General features: G+C 39.0%; 27 protein-coding genes and 2 pseudogenes. 20 read left to right on the top strand and 9 right to left on the bottom strand.

Going from position 1 to position 18,329, the window contains the following annotated elements:
• Positions 1 to 30 precede the first annotated feature (30 nt).
• From LDO51_RS17255 to LDO51_RS17245, 3 genes are all read right to left on the bottom strand, one after another.
• The gene (locus tag LDO51_RS17255) at positions 31 to 1,569 is read right to left on the bottom strand and encodes a phosphoethanolamine transferase (protein ID WP_225575530.1); all 1,539 of its coding nucleotides are present in this window, start codon (positions 1,567 to 1,569) and stop codon (positions 31 to 33) included.
• 122 nt (positions 1,570 to 1,691) lie between these two features.
• The gene (locus tag LDO51_RS17250) at positions 1,692 to 1,982 is read right to left on the bottom strand and encodes a hypothetical protein (RefSeq protein WP_225575529.1); all 291 of its coding nucleotides are present in this window, start codon (positions 1,980 to 1,982) and stop codon (positions 1,692 to 1,694) included.
• On the bottom strand, positions 1,979 to 2,224 hold the full coding sequence (locus LDO51_RS17245; RefSeq protein WP_039862222.1) for a DinI-like family protein: 246 nt from the start codon (positions 2,222 to 2,224) through the stop codon (positions 1,979 to 1,981). The genes LDO51_RS17250 and LDO51_RS17245 overlap by 4 nt, the downstream gene beginning before the upstream one ends.
• Before the next feature lie 220 nt (positions 2,225 to 2,444).
• Between LDO51_RS17245 and LDO51_RS17240 the strand changes: the two are divergent.
• A pseudogene (locus LDO51_RS17240) lies at positions 2,445 to 2,609 on the top strand (NADP-dependent isocitrate dehydrogenase); the annotation flags it as partial.
• A gap of 162 nt (positions 2,610 to 2,771) precedes the next feature.
• Positions 2,772 to 3,821: a DUF2971 domain-containing protein gene (locus LDO51_RS17235; protein ID WP_154599464.1), complete on the top strand. Its 1,050-nt coding sequence runs from the start codon at positions 2,772 to 2,774 to the stop codon at positions 3,819 to 3,821.
• Here the strand turns inward: LDO51_RS17235 and LDO51_RS17230 are convergent.
• Entirely contained in the window at positions 3,811 to 4,938 is a 1,128-nt protein-coding gene (locus LDO51_RS17230; protein WP_154599465.1) for a phage integrase Arm DNA-binding domain-containing protein, read from the bottom strand. The two genes, LDO51_RS17235 and LDO51_RS17230, sit on opposite strands and share 11 nt — an antisense overlap.
• Complete coding sequence (locus LDO51_RS17225; protein ID WP_154609795.1) at positions 4,919 to 5,161, bottom strand: excisionase; 243 nt, start codon at positions 5,159 to 5,161, stop codon at positions 4,919 to 4,921. Before LDO51_RS17225 ends, LDO51_RS17230 begins: the two co-directional genes overlap by 20 nt.
• A 268-nt stretch (positions 5,162 to 5,429) precedes the next feature.
• Between LDO51_RS17225 and LDO51_RS17220 the strand changes: the two genes are divergently transcribed.
• Positions 5,430 to 5,924: a hypothetical protein gene (locus LDO51_RS17220; RefSeq protein WP_154636870.1), complete on the top strand. Its 495-nt coding sequence runs from the start codon at positions 5,430 to 5,432 to the stop codon at positions 5,922 to 5,924.
• A 193-nt stretch (positions 5,925 to 6,117) separates the two neighbouring features.
• Here LDO51_RS17220 and LDO51_RS17215 read toward each other — a convergent pair whose 3' ends face one another.
• The gene (locus tag LDO51_RS17215) at positions 6,118 to 6,348 is read right to left on the bottom strand and encodes a hypothetical protein (protein ID WP_154636871.1); all 231 of its coding nucleotides are present in this window, start codon (positions 6,346 to 6,348) and stop codon (positions 6,118 to 6,120) included.
• Positions 6,349 to 6,501: 153 nt separating this feature from the next.
• Between LDO51_RS17215 and LDO51_RS17210 the strand changes: the two genes are divergently transcribed.
• Entirely contained in the window at positions 6,502 to 7,386 is an 885-nt protein-coding gene (locus tag LDO51_RS17210) for a BRCT domain-containing protein (protein ID WP_154599467.1), read from the top strand.
• On the opposite strand, the gene LDO51_RS17205 is transcribed toward LDO51_RS17210, so the two are convergent.
• Positions 7,372 to 8,058: an XRE family transcriptional regulator gene (locus tag LDO51_RS17205; protein WP_224050318.1), complete on the bottom strand. Its 687-nt coding sequence runs from the start codon at positions 8,056 to 8,058 to the stop codon at positions 7,372 to 7,374. The genes LDO51_RS17210 and LDO51_RS17205 overlap by 15 nt on opposite strands.
• Before the next feature lie 124 nt (positions 8,059 to 8,182).
• Here LDO51_RS17205 and LDO51_RS17200 point away from each other — a divergent pair, with 124 nt between their 5' ends.
• The 8 genes from LDO51_RS17200 (at position 8,183) to LDO51_RS17165 (ending at position 12,301) form a co-directional block, all read left to right on the top strand.
• Entirely contained in the window at positions 8,183 to 8,419 is a 237-nt protein-coding gene (locus LDO51_RS17200) for a transcriptional regulator (RefSeq protein WP_112860224.1), read from the top strand.
• Positions 8,420 to 8,486: 67 nt separating this feature from the next.
• Positions 8,487 to 8,945 (top strand): YmfL family putative regulatory protein, encoded by a 459-nt coding sequence (locus LDO51_RS17195; RefSeq protein WP_154636872.1) that lies wholly within the window; start codon positions 8,487 to 8,489, stop codon positions 8,943 to 8,945.
• Positions 8,946 to 9,229: 284 nt separating this feature from the next.
• Positions 9,230 to 9,409, top strand: a complete 180-nt coding sequence (locus LDO51_RS17190) for a DUF4222 domain-containing protein (protein WP_112860221.1) — start codon at positions 9,230 to 9,232, stop codon at positions 9,407 to 9,409.
• A gap of 9 nt (positions 9,410 to 9,418) precedes the next feature.
• Positions 9,419 to 10,468 carry a helix-turn-helix domain-containing protein gene (locus tag LDO51_RS17185; protein ID WP_154636873.1) on the top strand — a complete coding sequence of 350 codons (1,050 nt, stop codon included), beginning with the start codon at positions 9,419 to 9,421 and terminating at the stop codon, positions 10,466 to 10,468.
• Complete coding sequence (locus tag LDO51_RS19825; protein WP_154636874.1) at positions 10,465 to 10,791, top strand: hypothetical protein; 327 nt, start codon at positions 10,465 to 10,467, stop codon at positions 10,789 to 10,791. The genes LDO51_RS17185 and LDO51_RS19825 overlap by 4 nt, the downstream gene beginning before the upstream one ends.
• Positions 10,788 to 11,165 carry a RusA family crossover junction endodeoxyribonuclease gene (locus LDO51_RS17175; RefSeq protein WP_154636875.1) on the top strand — a complete coding sequence of 126 codons (378 nt, stop codon included), beginning with the start codon at positions 10,788 to 10,790 and terminating at the stop codon, positions 11,163 to 11,165. The genes LDO51_RS19825 and LDO51_RS17175 overlap by 4 nt, the downstream gene beginning before the upstream one ends.
• A gap of 13 nt (positions 11,166 to 11,178) precedes the next feature.
• Positions 11,179 to 11,718, top strand: a complete 540-nt coding sequence (locus LDO51_RS19940) for a DUF968 domain-containing protein (protein WP_154636905.1) — start codon at positions 11,179 to 11,181, stop codon at positions 11,716 to 11,718.
• Positions 11,719 to 11,749: 31 nt separating this feature from the next.
• A complete protein-coding gene (locus tag LDO51_RS17165; protein ID WP_225575528.1) occupies positions 11,750 to 12,301 on the top strand; it encodes a DUF1133 family protein in 552 nt (183 codons plus the stop codon).
• A gap of 157 nt (positions 12,302 to 12,458) precedes the next feature.
• Here LDO51_RS17165 and LDO51_RS17160 read toward each other — a convergent pair whose 3' ends face one another.
• The gene (locus tag LDO51_RS17160) at positions 12,459 to 12,665 is read right to left on the bottom strand and encodes a thiamine biosynthesis protein ApbE (protein ID WP_154609789.1); all 207 of its coding nucleotides are present in this window, start codon (positions 12,663 to 12,665) and stop codon (positions 12,459 to 12,461) included.
• A 304-nt stretch (positions 12,666 to 12,969) separates the two neighbouring features.
• Between LDO51_RS17160 and LDO51_RS17155 the strand changes: the two genes are divergently transcribed.
• The 3 genes and pseudogenes from LDO51_RS17155 to LDO51_RS19935 form a co-directional block, all read left to right on the top strand.
• The gene (locus tag LDO51_RS17155) at positions 12,970 to 13,197 is read left to right on the top strand and encodes a hypothetical protein (protein ID WP_154609788.1); all 228 of its coding nucleotides are present in this window, start codon (positions 12,970 to 12,972) and stop codon (positions 13,195 to 13,197) included.
• Between the two features lie 370 nt (positions 13,198 to 13,567).
• Positions 13,568 to 13,783 (top strand): hypothetical protein, encoded by a 216-nt coding sequence (locus LDO51_RS17150; protein ID WP_154609787.1) that lies wholly within the window; start codon positions 13,568 to 13,570, stop codon positions 13,781 to 13,783.
• Between the two features lie 437 nt (positions 13,784 to 14,220).
• Positions 14,221 to 14,334, top strand: a pseudogene (locus LDO51_RS19935) (hypothetical protein); the annotation flags it as partial.
• Between the two features lie 492 nt (positions 14,335 to 14,826).
• On the opposite strand, the gene LDO51_RS19470 reads toward LDO51_RS19935, so the two are convergent.
• Positions 14,827 to 14,949, bottom strand: coding sequence for a hypothetical protein (locus LDO51_RS19470; protein ID WP_263869881.1), 123 nt, complete (start codon positions 14,947 to 14,949; stop codon positions 14,827 to 14,829).
• A 134-nt stretch (positions 14,950 to 15,083) separates the two neighbouring features.
• Between LDO51_RS19470 and LDO51_RS17140 the strand changes: the two genes are divergently transcribed.
• The 5 genes from LDO51_RS17140 to LDO51_RS17120 all read left to right on the top strand — a co-directional run bounded on the left by LDO51_RS17140 (position 15,084) and on the right by LDO51_RS17120 (position 18,328).
• Positions 15,084 to 15,284 carry a phage holin family protein gene (locus LDO51_RS17140; protein WP_036975504.1) on the top strand — a complete coding sequence of 67 codons (201 nt, stop codon included), beginning with the start codon at positions 15,084 to 15,086 and terminating at the stop codon, positions 15,282 to 15,284.
• Positions 15,265 to 15,834 (top strand): lysozyme, encoded by a 570-nt coding sequence (locus LDO51_RS17135; RefSeq protein ID WP_272537288.1) that lies wholly within the window; start codon positions 15,265 to 15,267, stop codon positions 15,832 to 15,834. Before LDO51_RS17140 ends, LDO51_RS17135 begins: the two co-directional genes overlap by 20 nt.
• A 58-nt stretch (positions 15,835 to 15,892) precedes the next feature.
• Positions 15,893 to 16,270, top strand: coding sequence for a hypothetical protein (locus LDO51_RS17130; RefSeq protein WP_006658964.1), 378 nt, complete (start codon positions 15,893 to 15,895; stop codon positions 16,268 to 16,270).
• Positions 16,271 to 17,358: 1,088 nt separating this feature from the next.
• Positions 17,359 to 17,712: an HNH endonuclease gene (locus tag LDO51_RS17125; protein ID WP_154599475.1), complete on the top strand. Its 354-nt coding sequence runs from the start codon at positions 17,359 to 17,361 to the stop codon at positions 17,710 to 17,712.
• 157 nt (positions 17,713 to 17,869) lie between these two features.
• Entirely contained in the window at positions 17,870 to 18,328 is a 459-nt protein-coding gene (locus tag LDO51_RS17120) for a phage terminase small subunit P27 family (RefSeq protein WP_154636876.1), read from the top strand.
• The last annotated feature ends 1 nt before the right edge of the window (position 18,329 follow it).

Genomic DNA, 18,329 nt, shown 5'->3' with positions numbered 1-18,329 from the left:
TGGAAATGGGGCGGTTGCCCCATTTAATATTTAATGATGAGGAATTATATCATTAGGTAATTTATCAAAACTGACTACATTATTTTTAAAATTTAAAACGCTATTGCTAAATTTGCAGTCTTGATTTGAGATAAATTGACAGTTAGCTTTTTTATACAAACTAATACCAAGCCACTCAGAGTAGAGAGAAAGAAAGTTCATGCCACTGATTCGTGCGGTAATGAACTCTCTATTTACATCATTATAAGATGTAAGAAAAAAAGGAACCGCGTAGTTTTCTTTATATTCATCCCCGTGAATTAAATCGAGTTTAGATGGCATGTCTCTATTTGAGAAAGAGACACCGTGATCGGCAAAATACATCATAGACCATCGTTCATTGCTTAACTTCAAATCATTGTAAATGGTGCGCAGTAAGCGATCTGTATTCTTCACTGATTTAACATAGCAAGAAACTCGGTTACTAAGATAGAAATCATCATACTCATTGTTTGTTCTTTCACAGGCTGGCGTGTGGCTTCCCATTAAATGAACAACGATCAGCTTTTTACCTTTCACTTGTTGCTTAATAGCTGTATCAATATAAGGGATAAGTTCGTTATCATTTTCATTAGATGTGAAAGAACCTTTTTTGATAAAAATTGGGTTATCTGCTCGCTTTCCTATGCTGGCAATAGGAGTATCTGCACCACTGATGGAGCCTTGGTTCGAGATCCAATAGGTATAAAAACCGGCTTTTTTAGCGAGGGTAATGATGTTGTTCTGAATTTTCACATGCTCTGAAATGGTGTGTGTTAAAGACGGAACTGTGGATGGTGCAGCTGATATATAATTAGTGAAAATTTTCCCATTTACTTTATCTAAAAACGGGGTGTTCTCTAATTCAAATCCATAGGAATGTAGCAAGTCTTTTCTAACACTTTCGCCGATAACAATAACATAAGTATCATACTCTCCAGCGCTGGTTAATTTTGGGTAATCATCATCTTTAGCTAGCATTTCACTAATGCGCTTGTGTTCTTCAATTGTTGATGAAATGGCTGCTACAGACTGCTTTAAAAATTTAACTTCCGGAATGCCTGTATCTAATAAAGAAAAATGATGATCGCTAATGGCTGTTTTTATAGGCGCTTGAAGGAAAATAATAGAAAAAATTGAAATGAAAATTAATCGAAATTTATTTGAAATTTCAAATCTGAAGCGGATTGAAGCATAACCAAGCAATAATATGAGGAATGACACTGCATAATAGTAATATGGGATATTAGAAACGAATTCTAATGATTCTTTTCTATCGGTATATAACATTGCTGTTGCGATATTGAAGCTTGGCTCCCCGTATAACATAGCCGTTGGGTAATAAATTGCAGCGATAAATGCCAAAAGGAACACTGATGTTAAGTATATAAATTTATTGGTATTTACGGCAAGCAATAATAAAAACACCGCGAATGCGTAAATAGCCTTAAATTCATACCCGAGGGCAAGATGCGACAAACAAACAAAAAATAATAAAATACAGAAATTTAGAATGTTAATCTTCTTTAAATTTTGTAACGCAAAGCGCATTCAACTTATCTCATTAGGTAATTATCTTTTGTGATCATAGCGTTAATGACATTTTTAGACAATGAAAATAAAAAGCTTTATAAGTATCGATAAAAAAGCCACCGAGGTATGGTGGCTTCTTATCACATAAGGTATTTTATAAACTCAATTTTATCGGAATCAGAGCTACCATAAAAATGCCGCTCCAGCTGGGTTAACAAATCTTTAGCGACACTTTCAACCATAAAAGATTGTACAGGCTCCCTTTCTATATTTTGCATTTCTCGTGTCTCTTCATTGAGTCTAGGATCAGAAAAAACAAATTTCATGAAAACAAAGCCGGGTGGGTTATCAATAGATACCTGTGCTTTCTCCAGTTTCGGAATGAATTCTGCGTTATCAGCTTCAAGCTCTACACATTCGTCATTTTTCATGCGGACACCCACGAATCATCCTGCCAAATCTCTTCCAAAATTTGACCTATCTCTTCTTTCTCATCATCTGTTTTAGTGCCGCTAATAGTTAGTGATTGTGAGGAACTCATAGCGACACGTAAACTCAATGGACCAAACCGGTCACCAATCCTTTTTATAATTTGTTCCTGCAGGGCGTTGCGAGTTTTGTCAGAAGGCTTTTGCTTTGATTCTTTATCAAAGAGAATTTCAATGCGTGGCATAATGTAACCTCTCATTTAACTGTTTATTTATACAGTACATTTATAACCAGTAAATTATAAAATTGCAAATCTTAGTTGACCCAAAAAACCATTCCCCAAAACTATTTATCACTACGATATAAATCAACATGTTATATGTATAATTGAATCGTTTAAAACCATAAAAAATAAAGTTTAAATTTATTTAAAATCAATGTGATAGAGTTTAATTGGGGATATACTGCTGCGCCACATGGGTTGGGTTGAAGCGGCAGACTTAATCGTTAAAGGTATGGAAGGCGCAATCGCGGCTAAAACTGTAACTTACGATTTCGAACGTCAATTAGAAGGCGCTAAATTACTGAAATGTAGCGAATTCGGCGACGCAATCATTAAACACATGTAATTTATTACGTAGTGTGATTAATAACGGGAACTTAATAGTTCCCGTTTTTTATTGTCACATTTGAAATGGTTATCAAAAAGTTATCAAAACGAATTATCAAAATAGCCTATATTATCTACTGATAATTTATATCTTAATGATATCGTCCTAAGGGGATTTGGTATGAGAGTATTTAAGTATAGAGCTGGGGATGATAAGGTGTTTTCAAGGGACTTATCTTCATTAGAACAGGATTATTTTTGGTCTCCTAATTATGGCAACCTAAATGACCCATGTGAAGGTCTAGTACTAACAGACCAAGTCTTTGAACAATTAAATGTTTTAAATAATGTGTTTGCTAATGCAGAACAAGCTTCTTTTATTTCATTTGATTCAGTGAAAGAGGCATTTAGAGATTTAATTGCTATTAAAGATAAGTCTGGAATTTACTCTTTAAGCAAAACTTTTACTGATGAACTATTATGGGCGCATTATGCTAATAGCCATTATGGCTTTTGTATTGAATATGATTTAGATAAATTGTGCGACTTTGAAAGTACTAAATATTCTATTTTTGATGTCATATATCAAAATAAGCCACCGGCAATGAATGTTGACAGCATGTTTGCCTCAGAAAATCAAAACAAGACTCTCCAAAAATTAACAAGTGTAAAATCTAAGAGATGGCAGTATGAAGAAGAAATCAGAATTATCACTCCAAGTGAGGGTAAACAGTATTACGATTTCAGAGCTGTAAGGTCTATTTATTTTGGTTTGCGAATGGAAAAGAAAAATATACGGTTGATTATGGAAACCCTTCAAGGAAGGGGAATTAAATATTTCCAAATGCAATTGAAAGCCAATTCATATGAGTTGACACATCAACCCATTGATGATTTATATCCTACAAAACAAAAATACAAATATTCAATTTCCCCTATAGATGAACATGCTATTGATGTGCAAAGCTTAGATGAGAAATGGAGTAAATATAAGCCTTACTTATTTAAATTGGCAGAGATAGCTAGAAGAGAACCATACTGCCAAGAGGTCACTATGGTTGCTCTAGATACTACACAAAGTACAATTGATAATCCTATTTTCTTTGCACAATTTAAGAGAAAGGAGTACAGGCATAAGAACATATATTTAACTATTAAGGAGATAGATGATATTTTTGCGCTAATCGATGATTTGGATGAGAATTACTGCAGCATCCACCCTAAAGCTTAACTAGCAACCAATCTTTACCTCTATCATCATTATACCTATCGGTTTGCTGTTGGTTTTTATGACCCAGCAAATCTTTAGTGTTTATCCCTTGCTCGCGATATAGCCTTTCAGATAAAGAGCGCTGTTCATGAAATGAAGCTGGCGTTCCTTCCCCCCAATTAATATCAGTTTTATTTCGCGCCTTTTTAAAATTTGTTGTTATTGTATTTGCTGTGACTTGCTCACCACGATTTGCTTGAGAAGTTGTATGGAAATAATGGATCAGATACTGACTAACAACGCGGTCACGACATCTTGAAACAACTTCTCTCAATGACATATTTAATGCATCAGATTTTAGCGCTAATGGAATAGCTAATTTACTCCCGGTCTTTTCTTGTGTGATATGCAAATGGTCATCCCAAATATCGCTAAACTTCATTGCTGAAATATCGCCAAGTCGTTGTCCAGTAATTACCGCTAATAGCATTGCATTGCCTAAATACTTATGTTGTTTATCAGCAATATCAAATATTTTTTGCCATTCTTCCAAGTTTAAGCGCTGGCGGGTGATCCGCCGTTTTGGCTGCTTAGTGGCGAGTGCAGGATTATACCCTGGTGGAACTTCACCAGCATGTTGTGCCTCTTTAAACACATCGATTAATACGGATCGAATAACTTGTGCCATACGATGTTGGCCATTAGATTTATATTCATCGAGTATTGATGCGATATCTCTCGCATCAACTGCTGGCAAAGGCTTCATTGCGAGAGAGTGGCGCATTAGGTCCACAGGTTTTCTTTTTTGCTTATATGTGTTTTGTTTTATATCACCGTCAGCAAGGCGCTCCTCTTGTATTACCCAGTAGCGATCTAGCCAAGTATTTACGGTGATCTCTTTACCTTTAATTCTTGCTACTCTATCGCTGATTGCCATGACTTGACGGCTGCGTTGTTCCGCTAATCGGTTATTAGCTTCAATAGCAATTTCACGGGCTTCAGCCTCATTGTCACCGAGTGCATGATATTTGCCAGTTATAGGGTGGCGATAACGCCAATAAACCTTGTTAGCTTTTCTGCTAAATAGTGGGTAGAGATTAGGGATATTGACGTTATTTTTACGTGGACGGGCAGCCATCGTTTAAAATCCTTTGTAATTTAGGGTTATCACTCTTATTGATAACCGGTGATGTCAAATTACCGACTAAGTCGGCATCTTCTCTCACGCGCCAAATACCACCTTCTTTTTGTGCTGGTGGATAGAACAAGCCACTCCTAGCATAGCGTTGTAATGTCCCCAGTCGAGGAGGGCGACTTCTATAACGTTCGCTCGCCCATTCCTCCAAAGTTAGCATTTGCATAATTACCTCCACATTCTGCCGCATACAGATTAAGTATATTTTAGCCACAATATAAATAAGACCACTGGCAGTAATTAAGTACATATTTACCCGTATGGACTGATGCCAATGGTCTTATTTATATTTAGAAAAAGAGACGGCATGGCACCGCCAAAAATTATCAATAACTAAAACACCAATAGAGATGATAATGAGAGCCTGAACTAACTTAGCCACATCAGGCGGCTGTGGTATTCTTGGAAGCCCTACACAACCAAGAGAATTTGAAATGTCTAATTTCGATAGAGACTTACAATTTAAAATTTTAGAGCTAGCTGTAAATGATTACCCTGATCAAATCGAACCTGAAAATATTCCCAAAGAACTGTATGACATAGATAACAAAAAACTATGTGCAAATATTGCCTACCTCGAAGAGGAGGGATTAATTACTGGTGGTATCGAAAGATATATGGAAGGTCCTGATGCAGCCATAGATCTTATTAAAGCGACAAAACATGCTATTAATTTATTAAGCGAAGATGGAAGTATCTCGGCATCATTAAAAATCGTCACTGTAAAATTGCATGATGATACCTTAGCCGTTCTTCGTGACTTCATTAATCAAAACGTTACCGACCCAGAAGAAAAGAAAGGGTATTTGCAGCGCTTAAAAGAGCTTCCCGCTGACGCCACAAAACACATCGTGCTTGAAATATTGGGCAAGGGACTGAATCAGATCCCGAACGCAGTTCAGTGGCTACAAACAGTGCTCCACCCTTAGTGAATTCATCTTCATTATTTATCTTTTTAAATTTAACCCAACCGACAGTTGAGTGAAGCTCTAACCAAAAGTCTTCATGATTGTCGGTTGACAGTGTTAATGCATTCTTATGAAAAACAAGAGAGTAGAACCTTATTACTTTCTTTTCGTTAGTAGTTCCGCACATACCAATTACCCCACAAAATTAAATCAACTAAGCACTAATAATGACTTTACAGCGTTCTACTTGGTCGAAAATCTCATCATCGAGTTTTTCAATCTTGCGTTGCAAATCTTCTTTCTCTTGCTCGTACAGAGCCTGTTTAGACTTAAGTGACTCAAGGGTATTAAATTCAGCGGCCTTTTGAAGGATCCACGCCTGCGCATCTTCCTGAGACATTGGCACGCTAAAGGTTACGATTGGTTCTATTGGAGTGGTATGCATAAGTACTCCTAAGTTGTCAAAGTTGTATATAAGAATAACTTCTCAAAACACCATTTGGTTGTAATTTAGTTGTATTCAAAACTAAAGTCAACAACTTTATGTTGTTTGATTTAAGTTAAAGAAAATTAAAGGATAGAGAAAATAGGAGAGACTATGAATATCAACCCAGCTTTTAACTATAAGCAGAATAGAGACAAGCTATTTGCGAACCTAATTTCTATTATCGATGGCGTTTTATCAGACAATGAACTATCAGATTCTGAAATTATTTACATGACCACATGGCTTTCTGACTCAGAGCAAATTTCAGACAACCCATTTGTAGTGCTTTTACAGGAAAGAATAGCAAGAGTTCTGGATGATGGAGTGATTACAGCAGATGAAAGAGAAGAATTGAAAGGCGTTTTACTAGAGGTTCAGCGGTCAATAATGGATATGCCAAATATTGACTTATATTCAAAAGAGTCAGATATCAATCTACTCAATGGCTTGTGCAAAGGAATAGTTGCGGATAGACAGTTGGGCATTGATGAGATTAATTATCTTGACTGGTGGCTTACTCAGAATGGAATGCTAAAGAGAAATTATCCTGGCAAGCACTTATATGAACTAATTAAATCCATTAAAGAGGATGGAATTATAGAGAAAAGCGAAAGTGAGCTGCTTTATAAAGCCATGGTTGATTTCTCTGGTACAGATCTAGATAGCGGGATTGTTGACGGACTCTCATGCCATTTACCATGTGACGACATTGATAATTTCAATGTAATTGGTGCAACAGTTTGTTTGACTGGAAATTTCGTGACAGGAAAGAGATCTTTAGTTTCAGAAATTATAGAGAAGGCAGGAGGTAAAGTTATTGATAGGGTGACACAATCTGCTGATTACCTTGTAATTGGAGCTCTATCATCCCGCGATTGGAGGTACTCCAGCCACGGGCGAAAAATTGAGAAGGCTATTGAAGATAGAGATAGTGGTAAATCTAGTATTAAAATAACTACAGAAGATATTTTAATGAAATTCTTACCAGCTTCTTGATGACCAAAAGACCCTACCAATAACATGAACTCTGGTGACAGCTTCACTTCTAGGTAGCTGCTCATCAGGGTATTCGTCCCTATTAAAGCTACGTATTATTAGTCCGCCATCAGGTCGATATATCAAGATCTTAACGCGCAATAAAACACCATCTCTTATTGCATAAAGATCCCCATCTTTGATATCTCTTTTGGTGATATCAACGGCTACTAAATCACCACCATTAAGAACAGGGTAGAGACTATTTCCAACTATTTTAACTATCCTTGCATTACTTGCAGAAACGCCATATTTACGTAATTCATCCCTTCTGAATGGGTAGGTATATTCTTCTAATTCAATAAGTTCTGCGCTAGATCCGCTTCCTGCTGCTAGTTCAATATCAAGTACCGGAATATCGACAAATTCAACATTGCCATGACTAGGGATTTCTTCCCATTCCTTTACTTCAAACTCTGTTTTTAACCCGTTTCCATCATGGGTACCGAACTGCAGCCACTGAGCAGATACATTAACAGCCTTCGCGATATCAGCAATTCGACGAGGTGAATTTGTTTGACCCGCTTCAATCTTTTGAATGGATTGCTGACTAACACCGACTTTTTCTGCCAGATCTGCTTGGCTCATTCCGGCTTTTATTCGCGCATCTAACAACCGTTTAGCTATAGACATTGTGATCCCTCCCATTTATTCGACATTTTACAACTTTAAGTGTTGAGAGTTCCAACATCTAAAAGTTGTCAAAGTTGTTATTTTGAATTAACCTTAAGTTGTTTTTACAACTTAAGGGGGAGTTATGGGTAACTCAATTGTCGAGTTGTGCGTTATCGGGTTGCAAAAGGCAATTGATGCAACAGGCGGGCAGACTCAATTAGCAAAACGTATCAGTGACATTTCAAATAAGCCAGTAAAGCAGCAGCAAATCTGGAATTGGCTGAACAGAAACAAACGAGTGCCGGCAGACAAGGTGCTAATAGTTGAACGGGCATCAGGGGTTTCACGAAATACATTACGTCCAGATCTCTATCCATAACAACGGGTAGATTCTACAAATAACAACTAACAGAGTTAACTACAAACAAAACAACGGAATTGTAGATATGTGCAAAAAAACACTAAAAGAAGTTGTGAAAGAAATGTGCAAAGCATTCCCTGGTGGTCGTTCAGCGATAGCGGGTGCTTTGGGAATATCTGAAACCACTTTCAACAATAAGCTGTATGAAAAGAATGGTTGTCGATTCTTTGAGCATGACGAATTAGAGGCAATAGAAGAACTGTCGGGAACTAAGTTGCTGGTGGAGTATCACCTAGATCGCCATTGCATGACAGCGATGGAACCCATTGAAGCTGAAAAACTCGATCAGGTTGAGCTGTTTGATATTCGAATGAAGTTAGGTGCAATGCAGGGGGCGCTTGCCGTTTTAATTCAAGAAAGCATAGCTGATGGCATTTTAACTGGCGATGAAATCACCGCGATAAACAAAAAATCTCAAAAGGTTTTTGCTTATGCAAAGCACTTTATTGATTCACTACCTGTTGTTTATGGGGTTAAAGCGTAATGACTAATTTTAGGAAGGTTGACGCTCAGGATATGCGGTCCCGAGCGTCGGTGCTAATAACAACTTTTGTGGAGCAACTACTAGCATGAATAGTGTATGCCAAATTCAACCAATAAAGCAATTTAGATGCTTACCAGTCTCGAAACAAGGTTCGCTTCAATATGTAGAAATCATAACGTCAGCAGATGAGTCGGGCAACTACCAGAGAAATGAGAAATTGGTAGATATCGCTGAGTTGAGAAGTGACTGGGCTAACTTTTACTTCAATAGCAAAGACGAGGCACATGACTGATGAAGATCCAAATAATCTCAATCGCATTTATCTCGACAAGCGCGGCATTCCTGTTCGTGTTGTTCGTTATGACCGGGAAAAAATGTGGGTCATTTACATGCGAGAAGGCTATGAGCATGAATGCTTTGCTCCGTTATACAAATTTAAAGATGAATTCAGAAGAGTCGAGTAGGTAGCAACTATGAGCGTAAAACTATCAAGTTATGTTTGGGATGGCTGTGCGCCAGCAGGTTTGAAGATAACCTCGGTTGCTATCATGGCTCGTCTCGCTGACTTCTCAAACGATGAGGGCGTGTGTTGGCCATCGGTACCGACAATTGCTCGTCAAATCGGTGCGGGTGAAAGCACTGTACGTACCGCCATCAAAGATTTAGAAAAAGATGGTTGGTTATCGAGAGAAAAGCGTCGCAAAGGCAACCGTAATGCGAGCAATATCTATCAGCTTAATGTTAATAAATTAGCTTCAGCAGCGAGAGCCGCATTACCTCAACCAGCAGAATCTGATACGTCAAATTCTGACGCGTCAAAATCTGTTGCATCAAAATCCGTCCCGTCAGAATCGAGCAAAAATAATCGTTTTGACCCGTCAGAATCTGGGGGCGATCCGTTAGTAACTTCAAAACAAGATCCATCAAGAACTAATCCTTCGTCGCAGAATTCTAGCGAATCCAGCGACAAGCCTAAAATTGATTTTTTAAATCGTTACCCAGAGGCGGTGATTTACAGTCCTAACTTCCAGAAATGGGGAGCTGCGGATGATCTCAAGTGTGCTGAATGGCTGTTTAGCCGCAAGTGTGAAGTTTTCAAAGAGCTTGGGCTGCAAGAACCGAAAGAACCAAATTTCACTGAGTGGGCTAACGATGTTCGCCTGATGGTTAGCCAAGACGGTCGCACCCACAAAGAGATTTGCCAATTCTACAAACGTGTTAGCCATGATGAGTTCTGGAAGAAAAACGTTCAGTGTCCAAGAACACTGCGTACCCAGTGGGATGATTTAACCCTCCGTTTAGCGGGGGAGCAAAAGGTTTCCATCGACCAAGTTCAGCGTGATGAGGCATTCACTCGCATCATCGGCTCACATTCTAAGCCTCGAAATCGCATCGAAGAAATTGCAGCGGAGTTAGCAGGTAAATCTGGTGTGCGTCGAATGAGTGATTTTGTTGGACGTAAGGCATGGGCAGGTATTTGGCAACAGGCAGCAGAGCAAGAAGCGAAAGAGGTGATGGCATGATTTCAGCACAAAAGCGTCGGTATATTGAGTACACAACACATTTCAATGGTAGGGCTTTTTGCCGCGATGATCTTTTCAATGAATTCAACATGAAAAAACGGGCTGGAGCGACAGCTATCATCAAATCTTTATTGAACTATGGATTGATTTATCAAGATCAGGACGGGCTTTATCGTGTATCTGCTAATTGTGAGCAAATGCTAAAAGAGGGGAAATTTCGTTCTCATGATTCCTCTGCGAGTGCAAACGGGATTGCTGCTGAATCTGCTTTATTCGCTTTAGTTCGGAAATTTGATGCACTACTGGCTGGAGTCAGAGGATGAGCATATCACTCGTATTGCCATTTCCACCGAGCGTAAATGCATGCTGGCGTAATGTGAATGGCAGAACACTAATCAGTGAAAAGGGGCGTAAATTTCGGGGGAGTGCGATTGTTGCTATTTATGAACAATTGAAGCGTAAACCGATAGCGATAACTCAGCCCGTTTCTGTAAAGGTGAAAATGTATCCGCCAACAAATCACAAGCGAGACATTGATAACTATTTAAAAGCACCGTTTGACGCATTAACACATGCCAATATTTGGAAAGATGATGACCAAGTGAAGAGACTGGAAATGGAGTGGTGTGAAGTTGTCAAAGGCGGTCGTTTTGAAATAACAATCAGTTTGCATGAAAGCGCAAGTGCGGTTGCGTAGATGGGGGAATAGCATGAGTTATCAATGGATACTAACGCCAATATTGGTACCAGAAATTGGCGCTGTGATTTTTAAGCCAGGTATGCACATGAATACATTCAGCGGAAGAATGTTGCTGATGACTTTGCCTGCAGAATTAAAGCATAAACCATCGGGGCTTATCTCTCTTTCTCAACAATACCTCAGCGACAAGTTGAATGAGATTGAAGCATTAACACCAGTAATGAACTTAGCTATAGATCCTGAGCCAACAGCAAGCTTTATGAAGTTTCCTAAGCTCCAGCGCTGGACTAATGACGACTACTTGAAATGGGTTAAATCACAGCCTTGTTGCGTTTGTGGCGCCACAGCTGACGATGCCCATCATATTATCGGCTACGGGCAAGGTGGCATAGGCACAAAAGCTCATGACTTGTTCACTATCCCACTGTGTCGAATTCACCACAGCGAGTTACACAAGGATCCAAAGCAGTGGGAACAAGAAAACGGTAGCCAGTTAGTTTTGTTATTTAAATTTCTAGATCGCTCTATTGGTCTAGGTGTATTCGGTTAATGCAGAGTGCGGTCTGCTAAAGAGGTATTAAGTGATTTATCCATTAACAACAGGCAAAGGCGAAGAACATTTAAAATTACGTACACTGGAAAGCGTGTGGATCCGTGGGCGTTTAAAAATGTGGGGAAGATGGGCAGCATTTAGTAAGGTTCCGAGTGCAGCAGGAATGTTTAATCAGTTATTGGATGGGCCAACAATCACCAAAAAAGCATTAAGAGACGCAATGAAAAGAATGCGTACTTCAGGGCTATCCAAAGAAACGCTATTAATGTTTCTTGAAGAGTTTAAGGATAAAAAAACTCTAAGTAGTATGTGGTTCTGCTCTGATGCTGAAGGTAGCAAAATGGATAAAGTCATTTGCGAGGTCATGAATGCTGATACTGGTTTATTGAATATTCTAAAAGAGCATTATGTTTATAAAAAATCTCAGCATGAGATTGCTCTGAAGCTTTGTGATAAAGAAGAGCGTTACTGCCTTCGTACATATCAGGACAGAGTTAAGGCGTGGTTAAGTGTTGCCGAGTTTATGTTATATCGCCCAATGTGTGACGAATTCGACCATAAGTATCATTATAGTGAATAAGCCTTGACTATTTTGCCGATAAAGTTATAGTTTTCGTATATGCTGCACGAAGCTGTACAAGCAAGGCAGTAAACAAATTTAAGGCCTCGCATCTGCGGGGTTTTTTGCTTTCTCAATAATGAAAGCTCTATTTGCCATCTTCTGTCTAATTCATATGCTAGATAGTTTTATCTATAGCTCTTTCAATCGCTTTACATTCAGGACCATTTCCACTGGATTGCTCTATTTTACCCGGTAAGTTACCCTCGGGAGTATCCATCTTTATCACGCAAGTATCTGGTTTAGCTTGGGGCTTAGTGTTCGATGAACAACTTGTTACTAAGGCGATAATAAAAAATACTAATATAGCTTTGTTTTTACGCATACTCTTTATCCTGTTTTTAAAGGGTAATTATTAATGCTACCAAAGGTTAAGAGTGAAGTACAAAGTAATCCATAAAGTCGGTCGGTACGTTTTATTTATTTTCTATAACGTTTAAATGGTAGGTCTGCCACTCTTTAAATCGACCCGCAAAGCTAGGAGTTACCTTTTCATTGTGGATAACGCGAATGCTGAGTACCTACTCATATATTCTTCCAATTATTTATCTGCGTTAGATCTATTCATTGATGTGAAGCCGTCTATTTGCTAGGTTGAAATAACGGGGAAAAGAATAAGGTAGGGCGTTATGGATTATTATTTAACGAAAAGTGATCGCGATGGAATAGTCGTATTACATAAAAAAGTATGCCCGCAACTTATTCAACACAGTAATGCTGCTTATGTTGGTTATTATTTTGGTGAATATGGCGCAGTACAGAAAGTTGAAAGCATGACTGCGAGCACTGTTGTTAGTTGTCCTGAATGCATGACTAATATGCAAGCTGAGAATAGCGTTTTTGAAAAAAAACGATAAATACTAGTTACTATCATTTTAAGTATAGGTAGTAATTCAACAACAAAATATTCCAAGGGCTGCGCATAGCGTATGCCTTTTTCTATTTAAGAGAAGTATCGAGTGAAAAAATCCTAGTCACCGTAACTAAGCTTAATGGGTAATTTCATTTGAGATATACCAACAAGGTAATCTGTTGGTACAAGATACCTTTAACGGTAGTCGGATACTAAATTTAACAAAAAATACAATATTGATTGTATTTCAAGTGAGGTAGCCATTGTGACCACTCATTGTGATAGTGACGCCACAGATATCTCAGTTAAAGTCATTAGCTAGTTAGCAGTAAATACAATAATCTATCTCTGGGTACCCAATAAAGGAAATAGATATGTTTGTAGATAGTGAATTACTGCCAGACCCAGACAATATAAATTCAGTTTTGGGATGGGGAGTGGTTAAATATAACCCGTGGCATCTTGATAGCGTACATGCTACTAAAACTCAAGCGGAATTGAGAGCATCGTTATTAGGTAATGGCTATAAAGTGCATTATGGCTCACATAAATTACAAAGTGACGATTTTATCTGGAACAAAGTATCCTAGGTAAATGACTCCAATAACTTAATTTCAAAATATTAGGTCACTTCGGTGACCTTTTTTATTGAAGAAAAAATGAAAAATTTATTTATTAATCTGTGTAATAAGTTATCTGGTAAAGCAAAAAAGAAATTAAGCCTCTCTTGGTCATTCCGTTGTTTCCTCACCGATTCCAAATACAAAGTTTATTGGCGAGCAGTATTTCATGAATTTATCGAAAACCCCATGTAGAGAAATAGATAGCTGCGCATAAGGCGGAGTTGCGTCTGCCAACTATTCAGTTCTAGCTGTTATTGCTGGTGACTTTCTATTAACTAAATATCGGACACTCTGAAGGAGTATATGCATATGGATAAATTAACGACTGACGCCTCCGATGCTGCTTCGACAGGTTCAACGTTTACTGGTTAAAGCAATTATTAGATGGTTTTTCATCGGCGCAATGGGCTGCTATTGGGGTCTTGAGAAGTCTGCTATTGGGTGTGGCTACATACTTTATTCTACGAATTTTAGGTGCCAATCTGATAAGAGTGAATACGTTGTTACCTAACTTATAGGATGAAGCCTCGTCAATCGGCATTTTTGTTATTAATTGAGTATCCATTCGATATGTGTGCTATGGTGTTTAAGACAACATACCTCATTGCTATAAATAGCAAGCCTTGCAATCGCAAGTTTTTATCTAAAAAATAGATGTGGTATCCGGCGGGAAAATGCCCAAGGAAAAACCATGGCAGGATCTATTATTTATGACTGTATTTTTAGGTTCATCAAAAATGTTTTTATCATTGCACTTATGTTTTTAGTGATCTACGTAACGTTAGATTGGCTAAAGTAAGTACATCCCGCCATTAACTCAACTGGAAGAGTATTTAGCTTAATTAAGGTTAAGAGTCGAGGTTCGATGCCTCGATGGCGGACCAAATAACTATAAAGCCTCACGTCTGTGGGGCTTTATAGTATATGCACATTCTTCATTTTTGAGAGTTGTGTTGTGATGGTCATCAGATGAGGTTTTCGTCGATGGCTATATGGTGTACCTTTCTATTTTAATTTCCTTGAATTCGAGGAAATAAACAGAAAGTGGTAACAATGGATATGCTGCCATAGTAAGTCCCGACTTGTGGATGAGTAACACTAAATGGCGTTAGCCAGGGGAAACGGTCATTCATTTCATAAAGTCGCCTAGTGCGGCTTTCTTCATATTATCCACAGCAAATCAAGTTCAACATGTTTAATTACTACATTGAAGTTGCTGGTGGCTACCAATTAACTAAAACATCGGAACACTCCGCAGGGGGTGGATATGCGTATGCACGAAAAATACTCTAGCCCCTTTTCTTATGCTCTCGGAGTCATCACTACTGCAGTCGGGGCTTTATCGTTAGATCAGTGGGCGGTACTCATTGGGATCATCTGTACAGTCGCCACATTTTTGGTGAATTGGTACTACAAGCGGAAAGAATTCAAATTAAGAGAGGCTAACAGTGGCAAAGATACCAAATAAAATCAAGGTTGCCGCTGCTGGTGGCTTAATTTCATTAACAGTCGGAATGATTGCTTATTTTGAAGGCATTGAATATAAGCCATACAAAGACGTAGTAGGCGTAACCACGGTTTGTTTTGGGCACACCGGCGCAGACATTATTCCCACCAAAACCTATACAGAATCAGAATGTTTAGCCTTGCTTGAAAAAGACCTCAACAAAGTCAGAAAGGGTGTGGACCCTCTAATCAAAGTTGATATCGACGATAACACACGAGCCGCTATTTATTCGTTTGCCTACAACGTAGGTACAGGTGCTTTTGCTCGTTCTACGATGCTGAAGAAGCTAAACGCTGGTGATATCGCTGGCGCTTGCAACGAACTTAAACGCTGGACATACGCAGGGGGTAAAGAGTGGAAAGGCTTGATAACACGCAGAGAGATAGAAAACGCCGTATGCCATGGCGAGTTTGCTTATGCTTATCCGCTTTCATTATCGGAATCCCCGTCTGTTTGGCAGCTGGCATATACGCACTCAATGACAATACCTGTGGTGGCACTGACAAGGTAAGTTTAGAAAAACGCTGCCAAAGTGCGGTTAATTACAACAAAGCCCGGCAGGTTAACTTATGAAGATAGATAACTCGTTTTGGCTTTTTTTAATGTTAGTTGCTGTTAGCTGGTTGGCATTAACGCTTTATGATAACAACACTGCAGTTAAGAGCGACAACGACAAGTTAAAGCAAGATAACATCAAACAAAGCGCAGTCATTGCCCGTCAGTCATTTCAATTCAATCGCTTCAATCAGATAGCAACAACAGCATACCGGAACGGCATTCAAGCTGATGCGAAAGCACAGGAGAAAATCATTGAATATAAAACGATACTCAAAGCAGAGTCTTCTTGTGATTCTCTTGTGCCTCAGCTTGTTACTGATGGCTTGTTCGAGTACACAAACGAGCTACGAGAGCGCGCAATGCGTTCCAATTCCATCGACGTTAACTAACTCTGTGGTACCGCCATTGCCGCCTGACAGTGATGGTAAAACCCTATCATTCAAAGCGTCTGTATTATGGAACAGATTATTGCTAGGAACGATAGAGAAGGCGAATGAGCAGCTTAAAGCAATACAGGAAATTGAAGCTGAGAGAATTAAAAAATAGACCCACGTGTCTAATGAGGGTCTGAATGTATAGGATAGTTTAAGTCTTATTATGTTTTGTCTGAGTAGACGTGCCATGCATGCTCGCGGCTAGTATTAGCTTGGTAAGCGAGCCTATTCAACGTACTCCATTGTTTAAATAATAGCCAACTTATATTTGTAAAGGTTCATAACCATCGGCTAATCACCGGTGGCTTTTTGCTTTTGATAAATAAAAATACCCCAGATATCGGGGCTAAATGAGAATAACTGCTTATGAATAGAGCTTCACTATACGTTAATCGTGAATGACCACAACATTAAAAAAGTAGTAATCTCAAGCGGATATTACAAATCTGAGCCTCGCAATACGGGGCTTTTTAATTGGTATAATTATTCCAACATTTGAAAATTAATGCGGAGATAACAGCATAGTGAAAACCTACAGCTTTCCGTCTTATGGCTCCGGATACAATTCGAGTGTCGTAGTGGTACTTGACCGCATGACTCATTTCGAGGGCATTAGTTTTAATGGCATTCAAGGTGCTGAGATTCATTAAGATACAGGCGCAAATTAATCACTACATGAATTTACACAATAAGATGGTCAGTTGTGTTACACCATGAAGTAATCACTATCCGTGATGGTGACGAAATTATTTATGGAGGTCTGATTGCTTATTAAGGCTCTGAAGAGCATGGCGTTCTGCAACTGGAAGATTAGATTTAAAAAATAGACCCCGTGTCTAAAGAGGGTCTTAATGTCGTAGGCTTTAATAGAACTTATTGTTTTTAGGTTTTGTTGAAAGGTCATGCATGTTTAGGATTCAAAGCTAAAGCATACTTCAACGCGGCAACAGTACGCGGTTACCTACATAATAGCTACCTTATATTTGTAAAGGTTTATAGCCATCAGCTAATCACTGGTGGCTTTTTCATTTGTGGAGAAAATTATGCCGCCTCGCATACCTCGATCTTGTCGCAAGCATGGCTGCAGTAAAACAACCACTGACCGTAGTGGTTATTGTCAAGAGCACATGAATACAGGATGGGAAAACCACCAGCAAGGCAAGAGCCGTCATGAGCGCGGTTATGGCTCCAAGTGGGACAAGATACGTGCTCGCGTTTTGTATCGTGATAAACATCTATGCCAAGAGTGTTTGAAGTCAGGTAGACCAACAGAAGCAAGGACAGTGGACCATATCAAACCCAAGGCGCATGGTGGTACCGATGATGATAGCAACCTGCAATCGTTGTGCTGGCTATGTCATAGAAGTAAGACAGCAAGCGAACGAACCAGAAGATAGCCGCTATACGAGCGACAACTCACAAGGGGAGGGGCGGGGCAAATCCCTACCACTTTCGCCTTGTAGTACCGCCGCCTTAAGTCAATTTTTACGGACGCGAAATAAGGATTATTTTTTTCGATATTTTTAACAAATTTAACATTTTTTAGGAGGCTAAATGGCAACTGGTATCCGTGCCTCGGGTGGCGGTCGACACAAAAATTTACCTGCTAAAAACGGAAAAAGCAGCATTACTCGAATCGCCCCACCCGATGAATTAATGGGTGATGCAGCAATAAAACTTTGGAAAACACAAAGTAAGATTTTAATTGAGCGCGGCACGTTTGAACTTGAAGATGCTCCGTTGCTAGTCGCGTACTGCAATGCTTTTCAACTGATGCTAACAGCGGAACAAGTTATTTTAAAACATGCCAAAGCAGATTTGGAAAGTGGCGGTATTACTGAAATGAGTGGAATGGGTGGACTGAAAAAACATCCTGCTGTTGCCGTTCGAAATGACAGCGTTTCGCAAATAGCACGACTGGGATCATTGCTCGGCCTAGACCCGTTGAGTCGAATGAGAAGCACTGGCGCAAAAGAGAAAGATGATGATGGAAACGAATTCGATGAGTTTTAAT

The organism is Providencia alcalifaciens (assembly GCF_020271745.1).
Lineage (GTDB): Bacteria > Pseudomonadota > Gammaproteobacteria > Enterobacterales > Enterobacteriaceae > Providencia > Providencia alcalifaciens_B.
This window is presented reverse-complemented; position numbering and strand designations above follow the sequence as displayed.